This is a genomic window from Streptomyces sp. 1-11 (assembly GCF_007176755.1).
Taxonomy (GTDB): domain Bacteria; phylum Actinomycetota; class Actinomycetes; order Streptomycetales; family Streptomycetaceae; genus Streptomyces.
Map to the genome: position 1 here is coordinate 68,644 of NZ_BJTV01000024.1, position 12,974 is coordinate 81,617.

Sequence of the window (12,974 nt, forward strand, 5' to 3'; positions counted from 1 at the left end):
ACCGTTGAACCGAGCGCCTTCGTCCATGTAGGCAGCCCCGACCATGGCGCCTTCCCGGCGGTACGCGCCGGGTTTCTTCAACTGGCGCCCGGGCACCCGGTGTCGGCCTTGGGGCACAGAACCATCTACGCAGGTTCTCGTATGCCTTGTGACGCAACAGGCAACCGGCTAAGGTGGTTCCATGGCCGTGGTTTATTTTCCCGAGTTCCGTCTGGGCAAGGTGCTGGCGACCAGCTTCACGGGGACCCTGTCGGAGCGTTACGGCGAGGCGCTCGAGCGTATTCCGGTGCCCTCCCGGCTCGCGGACTGGTTCGCGGTCCATGGACTCGCCGTGGACTCCTGCAGTCAGTCCCAGCTCGAGCGCGCACGGGAGCTGCGGGAATCGATCCACGAAGCCGCCACCGCAGTGGCGAACCAGAGCCCGCTTCCCTCCTCGGCTGTCCAGGTCATCAATGACTGCAGTACTGGCGGTCTGGCCTCGGCGATCTTGACGCCCGAGGGCAGCCGGGAGTGGCGGCTGGGCTCTGGTTCCACGGAGGACGCGCTCAGCGTCATCGCGGACGACGCGATCCGCCTCCTCGCGGAAGAGCGAGAAGGGAAGATCTCGTTGTGTGCGTCGCCGACGTGCCGGGCCGCGTTCCTCGACACCAGCCGTGGACACACCCGCAGATGGTGCGACATGAACACGTGTGGCAACCGTGAGAAAAAGGCCCGCTTTCTCGCCAACAAGCGCAAGAAGTCGAGCCTTGCCGACTGACCATGCTGTCGATCGCCGGCCGTCGTGACTTCGCAGTACCGAGATTCCCGCGCTACATGATCTAGATTCCCGCGCTACATGATCTCGCTACCGCATGCCGACCACATGACACCCTCCAAGGCCGGCATCGGGTGCCCGTCCGCCGGCGGTGACCCAGCGTGGAGCGATCACCCCCGGAAGTGCGGATTCCCCGCACGTCACGCCAGGACTGGAGGCCGCTGACGATGGTGGATCTGACGGTGCTGCCGGGCTACGTGGCAGTGATCCTGCTCTTCCTCGGTCCCCCCGGGCCGGACATGGCCTACCTGCTCGCAGTGGGCCTCGAAGGCGGTCGCCGGTCCGCGGTGAAAGCCATCCTGGGCATCGCGACCGGCATGAGCGTCTACGCCGCCGCCGTCATCGCCGGCCTGGGGGAAATCGCCCGGTCGCATCCATCAGTACTGAATGCGGTCAGGATCTTAGGCGCGGCGTATCTACTGTGGTTGGCGTATGTGACGATGCGTCACGCGCGTCGTGCGATCAGTGGGCACAGTGATGTCACAGCAGGCCGCTGGTATCTGCGAGGCGTCTTCGTCAGCATCACGAATCCGAAGATCATTCTGTTTTTCCTCGCGGTGCTCCCGCAGTTCATCGGAAGCGCGGACAACCCGGCCTCGCAGATGGCGATCCTCGGTGCGATCGACATTCTGATGGAGGTGATTCTCTACGGATGCATCGGCGTTCTGGCAGGTTTCTTCCACGCACGTCTCGTCGACTCGACCAAAGCGACAGCCGTGCTGAACTACAGCGCGTGCACCGTGTATGTCGCGTTGGCCGGGACGATCTTCGGCGAGGTCCTGCTGGCTTGATCGCCGATACCCCTCAAGCCGAAGGAATGCGGAACTCGAACTCGGGACGGTCCCACGGCACGGCGGGCGGGTTCGCGAGCGCGGTTCCGGTCCGCACTGCGCCGACGCGGTGGTAGAAGTCCTGGGCGGGAAGATGCGACACGACTTTGACACGGTCGAGCCCGGCGGCACGCGCTTCGGACCGCATGTGCGCGACGAGCAGTCGTCCGATACCCCGTCCTTGCGCTTCGTCAGCGACGAACAGCAGGTCGAGCTCCGGTGGATCGAGGACGAGCGAGTAGAACCCGAGGACCCGGCCTCCCTGCTCGTCGGCGCCGACGGCCACGAAGGCACGGTGGGCCTCTATGTAATCGGGACCGACCCGGTAGCCCGCGACTGCGGCCGCGTACTTGCCCTCGTAGGCGCCTGAGCCACGCACGAGCCGTGTGAGCCGTTTGGCGTCCCGCGCTACGGCCCTGCGTATCGCGACCGGCCGGCTGGTCGGGGAAGTGCGTGAACCCATCGGGAGAGTATGTCGCGCCGGGGGTTGCGCTCCCGCGGCGGGTCGGCCGCTCAGGCAGGCGGTCCTCGCACTCGGGCGGGCGCCGGAGCGGTACCGAGGTGAGGGGCGTCATCCCCGTACGGCAGGACGGGGCAGAGCGTGGCGGCCTGGCGAGGGCTGTGCGGTCACGACGCGGGGCTGCGCGGGGCGTGGGGGTCGCGTGGCGCCGGCCCTCAGGGCCGTTGTCTTTCGGGCGGCTCCGGACTTCGCGGCCGTTGCCGACCGGGCGCCGCGCGGGCGGCGGATGCGCATGGGACGTGTACACCTTGGCCGGCGGGCCCCCCGGGGTGCTGCCCGTCGGGAATCTCCCGGGGACCGGGCGTAGGGTGAAATGACGCTTCACCGCGTGTGACATGGCTGCGGCGAGCAGGCCGGGGACACGGTTTCCCGGGCGTGCCGTAGCGGCCCGCACCCTCGTACGTGATCATGCTGAGCACCCTTGGCGGGATCTCGCAGGAGTCCGCCGCCGACAGCAGCCCGGGTGCCGCGAGACACCGAGGCCCCCGCACACGGCACCGAACCGCTCTTCGTCCTCGACGACCGGTACGAGGACATCACAGCTGAGGAAGCGCCTATGAGGAAGTCCCCGTATGCCATGTTCGCCCACGCATTGCCGAAGGAAGGCACCTGATGAAGATCGCAGTCATCGGCGGTACCGGGCTGATCGGATCGCAGGTCGTCGCCGACCTGCGCGCCGCCGGGCACGAGGCGGTGCCCCACTCGAAGTCCACCGGCATCGACGTCATCAGCGGACAGGGACTGGACGACGCGCTGAGGGGGGCCGACGTCGTCGTCAACCTGACGAACTCCCCGACCTTCGACGAGGCCTCCCCCGCCTTCTTCCAGACCTCGATGGACAACCTCCTGGCCGCGGCGGACCGGGCCGGCGTCGGTCACTTCGTCATTCTCTCGATCGTGGGCGTCGACCAGGTGCCCGAGCTGGACTACTACAAGGCGAAGCTGCTTCAGGAGCAGATCCTCGCGGCCGGGCCGGTCCCCTACTCGATCGTCCGGGCGACGCAGTTCATGGACTTCATGGACGCCGTGCTGTCCTGGACCGCCGACGGCGACACCGTCCGGCTGCCCGCCACACCGATCCAGCCGATCGCCTCCAAGGACGTGGCCCGGGCGGTGGCGGAGGTCGCCGCCGGCGCGCCGCTGAACGGCATCCGCAGTGTCGCCGGCCCCGAGGTCTTCACTCTGGACGAGCTGGGCCGCATCACTCTGTCCCACAAGGGTGACGACCGCAGCGTCGTCACCGACCCCACCGCCGGCATGTTCGCCGCCGTCAAGGGCGACGTCCTCACCGACAAGAACGCCCACCTCGCCCCCACCCGCTACGCCGACTGGCTTTCCTGACCCGCCACGACGTCTCGGGCCGGGTCGCCCGGCAAGCCGTCCGTCTCCTCGTTGGGCGTGTGTGGGCCGCGACGGTGGCTTCACCGGCTCGGAGATCGGCTCAGGCCCGAGGCCAAGTCATGGATGCGTCCGCGCTCGCCCGCCGGCCGCCACCGACCTGCTTCGTCAGCAGAGTCAGCAGCTGACAGAGCGTCCGGCTGTGCTTGCACCACTCCTCCGGCATCGGCCCAAAGGCGGCTTGTTCGCCGCAGTGGCGGGGATCCGTACCCCTTCTACGAGGAACTGCGCAAGCAACCGGTGGCGCGGCAGCCGGACGGCACCTATGTCGTCAGCACCTACCGGGAGATCGTCGCGCTGCTGCACGACCCCCGGGTGAGTTCGGATCCACGCAAGTGTCCCGTCCCGGCCGGGGCCCAGGCGGCGGGCGCGGAGCCGGCGGCCGAGCCGATCAGGGAAGCGCTGACCGAGCCGAACATCATCACCTGCGATCCGCCCGAGCACGACCGGGACCGCCGGACGATGATGCCGCACTTCGCCGGCCCGCCGCAGGCGCCTCATCTCGACAGGTACGCCCGGGAGCCGGGACCGGGCATGCTCTCGGTCCTGGTGAACGAAGACGGCGCGGAGGGACGGATGTCCAAGGGCGTCCTCGTGAGCAACGCCCTGCTCCTGATCTTCGCGGGACACGAAACCACGGTCAACCTCATCGCCCACAGCGTGCTCACCCTGCTGCGCCACCCCGACGCGCTCGAGAAGCTGCGCCGCCGGCCCGAGCTGATCGTCCCCGGCGTGGAGGAGCTGCTGCGCTTCGAGTCGTCGGTGCAGTTCTGGCACACCCGCTCCGCCGTGGAAGACATCGACATCGCCGGCACCACCATCCCGAAGGGCGCGCCGATCTTCCTGGCGTACGGCTCGGCGAACCGCGACCCGCAACGGTTCACCGACCCCGACACACTCGACCTCGAACGCCCCGACAATCAGCACCTCGGGTTCAGCCAAGGCATCCACTTCTGCTTCGGCGCTCCGCTCGCGCGGCTCGAAGTCCAAGTGGCGGTCGGCGAGTTCGTCCGCCGGGTGCAGAACCCCCGGCTCGTCCAGGACCCGCCGCCCTACCGGCACAACCAGATCTTCCGCGGCCCGCGGCACGTCCTGGTCGACATCGACGGCATCCGTGACTGACCGGTGCCGGACACGTCCGGGTGGGGATCTGTCCTCGGCGGGCGGTCACCACAGGCGCGCCTGCATGAGCAGACGGGTGCGGACCGTTCCCACGCCCGGGTTCTCCTCCGTGCCCGGGCGGACCGCGACGAACAGGGTGTTGAGGGGTGGGACCTCCACGTCCAGCAGCTTGACGAGGTGCCCGGAGGCGAGCTCGGCCGCACACAGATACGTCGGCAGTACCGTCACTCCCGCCCCGGCCACGGCAGCGGTGAGGACGGCCCGTAGGTCCGGCACGACCACCGCGGGGCTGCCGGCGGGGCGGGCGGTGAAGACGGTCCGCCAGTAACGGCGGATCAGCGGCATGTCCTCGGCGTAGCTGATCAGCGGAACACCGCGCAGGCGGGGCGCTCCCTCCCGGGCGAGCCGCGCGACGTCGATGCGCTCGGCCCAGGAGGGGGCGGCCACGAGGACGAACTCCTCGTCGGTGAGGGGGACCGCGGCGATGTTGCGTCCGCGCGGGCGAACGGTGGAGATCACCAGATCGAAACGGCCTTGCGAAAGTCCCGCGAGCAGCTCCTCGGGCAGGCCCAAGGTGATCCGCAGCCGCAACCCGTCCTCGATCAGAGGAGCAAGTGCGGGAAGCACCCGGGTGCCGGTGAGTTCCGCCGGCCCGCCCAGGTGCAGCGGCCGGGAGAAGGGCGCGTGCCGGGACAGGCCACGCTCGGCGATCGCGTTGAGCGCGTCGACATGGGGCGCGGTCTCGGCCGCGAGTTCGTCCGCGACGGAGGTCGGCGCGATCCCGCGCGGCAGGCGGCGAAAGAGCTGCAGACCGAGTTGCTCCTCCAGGGCACGGACCTGGGCGGTGACCGTCGGCTGCGAAAGTCCGAGCTGACGGGCCGCGGCGGTCAGAGAACCCGACCGATAGGCGGCGAGAAAGGTACGGAGCAGAGAAAGGTCCACGGCACCCTCTCTATCCGCTCGGCCACCGGCCGTCCAACCCCTGCGACCGGCCTGCCCCGGCCCCTGGGGTGCCGGCATCCATCCGCTGACTCACCTATAGGGATTCCGATAGCCAGGTGCCACTCAGGCCATTGGATATCGATGGGAAGCGACTCTACTGTCGGGGGAGCCGGAGACGACGGCCCTCCCCCGTCACCCGCGTCCCCGGACGAGGCCGAACACCCCGGCCTCTTCGTCCCGGCGGCGGTCCGGGCAGCAGACCTCGCGCCGCCGGGCAGGAGCGCCGGGCGGGAGCGCGGCGATCATCCGGAAAGGACTTCACGCACACCATGAAAGCAATCACGCTCCAGGAATACGGCTCGGCCGACGATCTGAAGCTGGTCGAGGCGCCCGACCCCAAGGTGGCTCCCGGCGAGGTCCTGATCCGGGTCAAGGCGGCCGGGGTCAATCCCGTCGACTGGAAACTGGCTGCCGGACACCTGGATCCGATCATGGAGGTCCGCTTCCCTCTGATCCCCGGCTGGGACGTCTCAGGCGTCGTGGAGCGGGTCGGTCTCGACGCCAAGGAGTTCAGCGTCGGCGACGAGGTCTTCGGCTACGTACGCAAGGACTGGGCGCAGAACGGCGCGTACGCCGAACTGGTGTCCGCTCCCGTACGTGCGCTGGCGAAGAAGCCCGCCGCGCTCACCTGGGAGCAGGCCGCGGGCGTGCCCCTCGCAGGGCTCACCGCCTACCAGAGCATCAGACGCGTCGGCCTCGTCGAGGGCGAGACGGTGCTGATCCACGCCGCGGCGGGCGGAGTCGGCTCGTTCGGCGTACAGATCGCCCTCGCACTCGGTGCCCGGGTGATCGGCACCGCGAGCGAGGACAACCACGGCTTCCTCCGCGAACTCGGCGCGGAGCCCGTCGCCTACGGTGAGGGAATCGTCGACCGAGTGAGGCGGCTGGTGCCCGACGGCGTGGACGCGGCCCTCGACTTCGTCGGCCACGGCGCGGTCGACGTGTCGCAGCGGCTGCTCAAGAGGCGCGACCGAGTCGCATCCATCACCGAGAGCGAGGTGGAGGCGAAGGGCGGCCACCACGTATGGGTCCGTCCGAACGCAGCCGACCTGGCCGACCTGGCCGGTCTCGCGGATGCGGGCAGGCTCGTCGTGCCCGTCCAGCACGTCCTGCCGCTGGCTGACGCCGCCCGGGCATGGCACCTGAGCCAGAGCGGCCACACCCGCGGAAAGATCGTGCTCACCCTCTGAGCCCCTGCCGCAGAGTCAGCCGCACCGTGCACCAGGTCGCTCTCAGTGATGGATACCGCTGAATGAGTGACACTTGAGCGACCTGGGCTGACCTGCGGCTACGCCGAAAAGAGGTCTCCTTCCACGCTTCCCGGGTTCGCTTCGGCATGCCGCCCCGCCGCACGCGGGCCAGCCTGAATGCGCGAGCCGCCCGAATGGCCGACTCGACTCCCAGGGGGGAACTCCGACGAAGCAGGAGACCCACATGAGCGTCACCCGAGGCCGCCGCACCCGTGCGCTTGCCGCCGGTGCCCTGTCCGCCGCGCTGCTGTCGACCGGTACGGCCACAGCCGCCGCGACCGGGATGCCGGCCCCCAAGCCCACCGCGACCCACACCGGCATGCCGAGCATGAAGCCGTCGCGGACGCCGACGGCCATGGGCTCGATCACCGTCGCGGCCAGCCACAAGGCCGTCAAGGTGGGCAACGCGGTGGTGTTCACCGGCCGGGTCAAGGGCATCAAGGCCGGCTCGACGCTGGTGCTGCAGCACCAGCGCAACGGCAAGTGGACCACACTGAAGACCACGGCCGCCGTCAACAAGAACGGCACCTACACGATCAAGCGGACGTTCACCGCCAAGGGAACCGAGCATGTCCGGGTGGCGACCAAGTCCGGCACGTTCCACTCCTCCCCGGTCGCCGTGCGGGTCAGCTGACGCCGAGCTGACGCCGGCGGCTCGCAGCCGCTGACGGCGCACCCGCAGCCGCAGCGGGGCTGGGCAGGAAGGTCTCGCCCAGCCCCGCTGTCATGCCCACGCACCCTGGCCCGCCGGGTCACCTGGCGGTGCCTGCCGCGCACGGCCCGTTGTGTGTCCGCGCCGTTCACCGCGGCTTCGGGTCAAGGGGAGGCGGTGGCGGCGTTTTCGCGGGCGGTGGCGGTGGCGGTGGTCATCGCGCCGAGGAAGCGTTCGACGGTGCCGAGTTCCGCCGGGGTGAAGGCGTCCATGGCGGTGAGCAGCGTGCCGATGGCGGGGCCGAAGAACGACCAGCCCAGGTCGACCGCCCGGGGTTCGACGGTGAGCAGGACTCGGCGGCGGTCGGTGGTGTCGCGTTCGCGGCGGACCAGGCCGAGCCGCTCCAGGCGGTCGATGAGGGTGGTGGTGCCGGCGGAGTTGAGGCGGAGCTGCCCGCCGAGCCGGCCGGGCGTCATGGGCTGTTCGGCCCGGGCGGCGTCGAGCAGGGCGATCAGGGCCCGCAGGTCGGTCGGGTGCAGTCCGTGGCGGGCGGCGAACTCGGCGGCGAGCAGGTCGAACTCGACGGTCGCCGCCCGTAGTTGGTGGACCAGTCGGATCCGGGGGTCCTGCCGGATCTCCTCGGTGCTCATTGACGCGCCATCCTCTCGCCGGCCTAGTATCTCGTTCAGCGAGAGAATATGTCATGCGATCCGCCGAACACCCAGGAGCCGGTGTGTCCGACCCGTACTTCGCCGCCTACGACGCGCTGCTGGCCCGCTGGCCGGCCGGGACCGCCGAGCTGACCGTGCCCACGGCGTACGGCCCGACCCGGGTGCACGCCTGCGGCCCGGTGGACAGCCCGCCCCTGGTGCTGCTGCACGGCGGCGGGGCCACCGGCACGGCGTGGTTCGCCAACGCCCCGGCGCTGGGGGCCCGGCACCGGGTGTACGCGGTCGACATCCTCGGCGACGTCGGCCGCAGTGAACGCGCCGGCCTGCCGCTGCGCACGCCGCAGGACCTCATGGCGTGGCTGGACGCCGTGCTGGACGGGCTGGAGCTGCCGGCGGCCGCCCTGTGCGGGCACTCGTACGGCGGCTGGGTGGCCGCCGCGTACGCGCTGCACGCTCCGCTCCGGGTGCGGCGCCTCGCGCTGCTCGACCCGACCCAGGTGTTCAGCGGGTACCGGCCGGGCTACCTGCCGCGCGCACTGTGGATGCTGCTGCGGCCCACCGAGCAGCGGGTCGGCGCCTACCTCGACTGGGAAACCGCGGGTACCGGTGTGGACGAGGACTTCAGACGCCTGTACGTGCTGGGTGCCGGGCTGCGGGGACGAGGCCGGCCGGTGGTGGGGCGCACGCTCGACCCTGCGCCGCTCGCCATGCCGGTGCTGGCGCTGTTCGCCGGGCACAGCCGGGTCCACGACGCCGCAACGACGGCCGAGCGGGCCCGCCGGCTGCTGCCACGGGCCCGGGTCCAGGTGCTGCCCGGACTGGGTCACCACGCGCTGCCCATCGCCGGCGCCGCGGCCGTGGACGCGATCGTGCTGGACTTTCTCGCGGCGCCGTCCGCGAAGGGCCGTCCGCCCCGGTGAACGAGCACGCGTGCCGTGCGGTGAACCGTCCGCGCCGGAACCACGTCTTCCTGCGCGAGACTGCCCCCTCATGCCCCTGGAGAGCTGACCGTGGACGACAAGGCCGTTGAGCGGACCGACGAGCCGCATCACGTGGCGGGGCCGTGGTGGGCGGACCTGGGAACGTGGGGGGCTGTCGCGCTGATCGTTTTCGGGGGCGTCGCGGCAGCATGGGTCTTCCTCGGGCTGCCCGGCACCCCGCAGGAGCCGGCGTTCGGCTACCACGGGGCCGCCAAGCTCATCGCCATCGGCCTGGTGACCGTCGGGTGCACCCTGCTGGGCCGACGCCGTGCCCGGCCCGCGGCCGGCGAGGGGACGGACAAGCCGGAACGCGCCTGAACCCGCCGCTGGTTGAGCACCGGGACCCGGCCGGCGAAGCCCTTTCCGTTGTGCGGCAGGCGGCATCGTCCCGCGTACCGGCCGCGGGCGGCCGACGCTCCCCGGCTCGGCACGCAGCGAGCGCCGAGGGCGTTTCGATAGTGCCGGTCGCCGCCGTGGGCGGCGAAAGCCACTGCGCCGGCGCACCGGCTTCGACAAGCTGCGGCGCATGGACTGGACGCCCCTGCTCTCCACGCTGACCGGTGCCGTCATCGGCATCGCGGCCACTTTGATCGCCGACCGCAACCGGTGGGCTCCGCCGCCGGCGGAACCTCGAACTCGACGACCGCGGGCGCCGCTTCCTCGGACGGCCTGGCTGTCCGGCCGTCACCATGGGCGCCCGGTTGTCGCTGGCATGCCATACGCTTCGTCTCCGGCAGCGTCCGGGCGCCCGTCGCAGGGGGCAGGGGGGACGCGCCGCCCGTTCCTTAGCGCCCGGACACACCGGGCTTCTTCTGTGGGGGGTCACAGCACTGTGCGCAGGCGCAGCATCTCGATCGCGACGTCACTGGCGGTCGTCCTCGGTTCCGCGTCCCTGATAACGGGCGTGGCGGGGCCGGCGGCGGCCGACTCGGCGAAGGTCCTTCCGGTGAAGGCGGTCGGCGACATCATCGTGGACGGCGCCCACCGTCGGGTCTACGTCTCCGATCCGGCCGGCGGCAAGATCGTCGTCACCGACTACAGCGGCACGGTGAAGGCGACGCTCACCGGCCTTTCCGGCGTGAGCGGCCTGGCGCTGTCCGCCGACTCCGGACAGGTGTACGCGGCCGTCAAGAACGGCAACCGGATCATCTCGGTGGAGACGAGCACGTACACGCAGACCGCGAGTTATCCGGTGGGCGTGGCTCCCGGCGACCTGGAGGTGGTGGACGGCCGGATCTGGTTCGCCCACGGCACGAACTTCGGCTCGCTGGACGTCTCCGGCCCCGAACCCGTCGTGCACCTCGCCCAGCGGGGCGACGTCGACTTCTCCGGCGCTTTCGGCATGTTCCTGGCGTCCGACCCGGCCGTGCCGGGCGTCCTGGTGGCCGGCAACGGTGGCCGGCTGGCCGTGTACGACGTCTCGGCCGACGGGGCGGTACTGCGGGTCAAGGGCGACATGGACACCGCCGTGCGGCAGCTGGACCTGACGCCCGACGGCGAGCAGGTCCTCACCTCGTGGGGCGACCCGGAGTACGGCTACGGTCTGGGCGCCTACTCGGCCACCGATCTCACCGAGCGGCCGGGCTACCCCATCGACGCCTACCCGAACGCGGTGCGGGTCGCGCCCGACGGCAGCGTCGCGGGCGGCAGCTCCTCATGGTACGAGCCCGACGTCCACATCCACCGGCCCGGCGATGCGGTGCCGGTGCGGGAGTACGACTTCCCCAACACCGGCAACAGCAGCGGCGCCGACACCCTCGTGGACGGAGCGCTCGCCTGGGCGCCGGACTCGAGCCGGGTCTTCGCCGTCTCCGAGAACACCTACGGCACGTACACCCTGCGCGCCCTGACCGACCCGACCAAGGAGCTGCCCACCCTCAAGGTGTCGGCCCCCGGCACGTCGGAACGGGGCAAGAAGCTCACCGTCACCGGCAAGCTGACCTCGAGGACTCCCCTGGCCGCGGGCACCGCCCTGAAGGTGACCCGTACCGACGTCGACTCCCCGGACGGCAAGGCGCTGGCCGCCGTCACGACGAAGGCGGACGGCGGTTTCTCCTTCACCGACACCCCGCCGGCCGGCGGGAAGGTCACCTACAAGGTCTCCTACGCGGGCGACGCCACGCACGCTCCGGCCTCCGGTTCGGACGCGGTGGACGTCCCGCGCAAGGCGACGTCGCTGACCCTGAACAACAACGGCAAGCTGTACGCGTACGGCAAGGACGTCACCTTCACCGCGCACCTCGGCACGACGTACAAGAACCGCACCGTCTCGCTCTACGCGGACCCCTTCGGCTCCGACAAGCCGAAGAAGCTGCTGAAGACGGCCAAGGTCAACTCCAGCGGCAACCTGTCGGCGACCGTCGACATGACCCGGGACACCGCCGTCACGGCGGTCTTCGCCGGCGACGCCCGCTATGCGTCGAAGACCGTGAAGTCCACGGCGTACGCACAGGTGAAGGTCTCCACCGCCGTCTCCAAGCACTACAAGACGGGCCGGATCGGCTCCACGAACTACTACTACTTCCACAAGAACACCGATCCGGTGTTCACCACGACCATGACCTACTACGCCGGCCGCAAGCAGCGTTTCCAGCTCCAGGTCTACTACCAGGGCTCCTGGCACGACTCCGGCTCGCAGTACTTCGCGCTGGGGGCGGGCGGCAAGTCGGCCGTGCGCCTGGAGGCGGCGGGCACAGCCGGCGTCCGCGCCCGCATGCGCTCGTCGTACGTCAACGGCTCCTCCGGCGACAGCGTCAACTCCACCACGCACGGCGCCTGGAAGTACTTCACCTTCACCAACTGACCGCCGGGGCGGAGAGGGCCTCGCTCAAGGCCTTCTCCGCCCGGGCTGGCCGCGCCTGGCACGTCTTGGAGGGGTCGATGATGCCGCCACTGCCCCGCCGTGTGCAGGGCCGCGCTCGAGGTGCGCACCGCGGCTGTCCCGGGTCAGCGGGGGTGTGCGCCGTGCAGCACGCGTGAGCCTGCTCTGCCGCTCGCCGCGGCCGGGCGGAACCGGTGACTGAAGTTCAGGGCGATGTCCAGGGCGAGGAAGTTCTGTCCGCTGTCCGTGCGGGCGCGCAGCAGGATGCGGTGCTCGGCCACCGGTACCGTCTCGGGGAGCTGGAGGTCCCACGTCTGCTGCCACGGTCCGGCAGCCGGTCTGGGGTCACCCGAGAGCCTCGCGCCCAGACTCTCGAGGAGGTCGGGCAGCAGGTAGTTTCTCTCGAGCATCTTCACAGGCCCGAATTTCATGATGACGTTGCAGGTGACCCGGGTCAGGTCGACGGGCTCCTTGAGGTGGCCCCTCATCTCCCAGCGGGCCCGGTGTCCCAGCCAGGGCAGCGCCGGGGTCAGCGTGACGGTGAGGCGGTCCAGGACGCAGGTGCCGTCGCTCACGTCTTCCACCAGGCGGATGCTCATGTCACTCCTCACCCGTTTGCGGACCGGGAAAGCGTCGGACGGACGGCCGGGGCGGCCGCCCCGGGACACACGTCGGCGGGCACAGAACCGCAGGTGGGCGCACCTGTGAAGGGGAAGGGTGGCCGTCCCGGCGCCGGATGCCGTATGCCCGGCATCCGGCGCCGGCAGGGCTGTGCGGGACGTGACCGCCGCGCACATGGGCCAAACTGGGACCCCGGCCCGATTCCGGCGGGCCGGGGCTCCACAGTCACACGACGGGCCGCGGACTAGTACTCGTCGTCGTGGTGACGCTTGACCACGCGGAAGCTGGCCAGC

Annotated in this window: 13 protein-coding genes; 9 read left to right on the forward strand and 4 right to left on the reverse strand. The window is 70.5% G+C overall.

Features of this window, described 5'->3' with window-relative positions:
• The first annotated feature begins 181 nt into the window (after nt 1–181).
• Both TNCT1_RS33380 and TNCT1_RS33385 read left to right on the forward strand, forming a co-directional pair.
• Nucleotides 182–757: an ABATE domain-containing protein gene (locus TNCT1_RS33380; RefSeq protein ID WP_143639665.1), complete on the forward strand. Its 576-nt coding sequence runs from the start codon at nt 182–184 to the stop codon at nt 755–757.
• Between the two features lie 224 nt (nt 758–981).
• Nucleotides 982–1,605, forward strand: a complete 624-nt coding sequence (locus TNCT1_RS33385) for a LysE family translocator (protein WP_143639667.1) — start codon at nt 982–984, stop codon at nt 1,603–1,605.
• Nucleotides 1,606–1,618: 13 nt separating this feature from the next.
• On the opposite strand, the gene TNCT1_RS33390 is transcribed toward TNCT1_RS33385, so the two are convergent.
• Nucleotides 1,619–2,107 (reverse strand): GNAT family N-acetyltransferase, encoded by a 489-nt coding sequence (locus tag TNCT1_RS33390; protein WP_143639668.1) that lies wholly within the window; start codon nt 2,105–2,107, stop codon nt 1,619–1,621.
• Nucleotides 2,108–2,776: 669 nt separating this feature from the next.
• Here TNCT1_RS33390 and TNCT1_RS33395 point away from each other — a divergent pair.
• Together TNCT1_RS33395 and TNCT1_RS33400 are read left to right on the forward strand one after the other, a co-directional pair.
• Nucleotides 2,777–3,505, forward strand: a complete 729-nt coding sequence (locus tag TNCT1_RS33395) for an SDR family oxidoreductase (protein ID WP_143639670.1) — start codon at nt 2,777–2,779, stop codon at nt 3,503–3,505.
• Nucleotides 3,506–3,802: 297 nt separating this feature from the next.
• Nucleotides 3,803–4,684, forward strand: coding sequence for a cytochrome P450 (locus tag TNCT1_RS33400; protein WP_235903022.1), 882 nt, complete (start codon nt 3,803–3,805; stop codon nt 4,682–4,684).
• Between the two features lie 45 nt (nt 4,685–4,729).
• Here the strand turns inward: TNCT1_RS33400 and TNCT1_RS33405 are convergent, their stop codons facing one another.
• Nucleotides 4,730–5,626, reverse strand: coding sequence for a LysR family transcriptional regulator (locus tag TNCT1_RS33405; protein WP_235903023.1), 897 nt, complete (start codon nt 5,624–5,626; stop codon nt 4,730–4,732).
• A 329-nt stretch (nt 5,627–5,955) separates the two neighbouring features.
• Here TNCT1_RS33405 and TNCT1_RS33410 point away from each other — a divergent pair, with 329 nt between their 5' ends.
• Both TNCT1_RS33410 and TNCT1_RS33415 read left to right on the forward strand, forming a co-directional pair.
• Nucleotides 5,956–6,876 carry an NADP-dependent oxidoreductase gene (locus tag TNCT1_RS33410; protein ID WP_143639678.1) on the forward strand — a complete coding sequence of 307 codons (921 nt, stop codon included), beginning with the start codon at nt 5,956–5,958 and terminating at the stop codon, nt 6,874–6,876.
• 244 nt (nt 6,877–7,120) lie between these two features.
• Nucleotides 7,121–7,570, forward strand: coding sequence for a hypothetical protein (locus TNCT1_RS33415; RefSeq protein WP_143639681.1), 450 nt, complete (start codon nt 7,121–7,123; stop codon nt 7,568–7,570).
• Nucleotides 7,571–7,752: 182 nt separating this feature from the next.
• Here TNCT1_RS33415 and TNCT1_RS33420 read toward each other — a convergent pair whose 3' ends face one another.
• Nucleotides 7,753–8,238: a MarR family winged helix-turn-helix transcriptional regulator gene (locus TNCT1_RS33420; RefSeq protein WP_143639684.1), complete on the reverse strand. Its 486-nt coding sequence runs from the start codon at nt 8,236–8,238 to the stop codon at nt 7,753–7,755.
• Nucleotides 8,239–8,321: 83 nt separating this feature from the next.
• On the opposite strand from TNCT1_RS33420, the gene TNCT1_RS33425 reads away from it, so the two are divergent.
• The 3 genes from TNCT1_RS33425 (at nt 8,322) to TNCT1_RS33435 (ending at nt 12,042) form a co-directional block, all read left to right on the forward strand.
• The gene (locus TNCT1_RS33425; RefSeq protein WP_235903024.1) at nt 8,322–9,179 is read left to right on the forward strand and encodes an alpha/beta fold hydrolase; all 858 of its coding nucleotides are present in this window, start codon (nt 8,322–8,324) and stop codon (nt 9,177–9,179) included.
• Nucleotides 9,180–9,269: 90 nt separating this feature from the next.
• Nucleotides 9,270–9,557 (forward strand): hypothetical protein, encoded by a 288-nt coding sequence (locus TNCT1_RS33430; protein ID WP_143639688.1) that lies wholly within the window; start codon nt 9,270–9,272, stop codon nt 9,555–9,557.
• Between the two features lie 514 nt (nt 9,558–10,071).
• A complete protein-coding gene (locus TNCT1_RS33435; RefSeq protein WP_143639691.1) occupies nt 10,072–12,042 on the forward strand; it encodes a YncE family protein in 1,971 nt (656 codons plus the stop codon).
• A gap of 143 nt (nt 12,043–12,185) precedes the next feature.
• Here the strand turns inward: TNCT1_RS33435 and TNCT1_RS33440 are convergent, their stop codons facing one another.
• Entirely contained in the window at nt 12,186–12,659 is a 474-nt protein-coding gene (locus TNCT1_RS33440; RefSeq protein ID WP_143639693.1) for a hypothetical protein, read from the reverse strand.
• Nucleotides 12,660–12,974: the final 315 nt, after the last annotated feature.

Bases quoted from the DNA above. Each gene is read 5' to 3' on its own strand.
- TNCT1_RS33410 (WP_143639678.1), top strand. From the start codon at position 5,956: ATGAAAGCAATCACGCTCCAGGAATACGGCTCGGCCGACGATCTGAAG.
- TNCT1_RS33380 (WP_143639665.1), top strand. From the start codon at position 182: ATGGCCGTGGTTTATTTTCCCGAGTTCCGTCTGGGCAAGGTGCTGGCG.
- TNCT1_RS33420 (WP_143639684.1), bottom strand. From the start codon at position 8,238: ATGAGCACCGAGGAGATCCGGCAGGACCCCCGGATCCGACTGGTCCAC.
- TNCT1_RS33415 (WP_143639681.1), top strand. From the start codon at position 7,121: ATGAGCGTCACCCGAGGCCGCCGCACCCGTGCGCTTGCCGCCGGTGCC.
- TNCT1_RS33395 (WP_143639670.1), top strand. From the start codon at position 2,777: ATGAAGATCGCAGTCATCGGCGGTACCGGGCTGATCGGATCGCAGGTC.
- TNCT1_RS33390 (WP_143639668.1), bottom strand. From the start codon at position 2,107: ATGGGTTCACGCACTTCCCCGACCAGCCGGCCGGTCGCGATACGCAGG.
- TNCT1_RS33385 (WP_143639667.1), top strand. From the start codon at position 982: ATGGTGGATCTGACGGTGCTGCCGGGCTACGTGGCAGTGATCCTGCTC.
- TNCT1_RS33440 (WP_143639693.1), bottom strand. From the start codon at position 12,659: ATGAGCATCCGCCTGGTGGAAGACGTGAGCGACGGCACCTGCGTCCTG.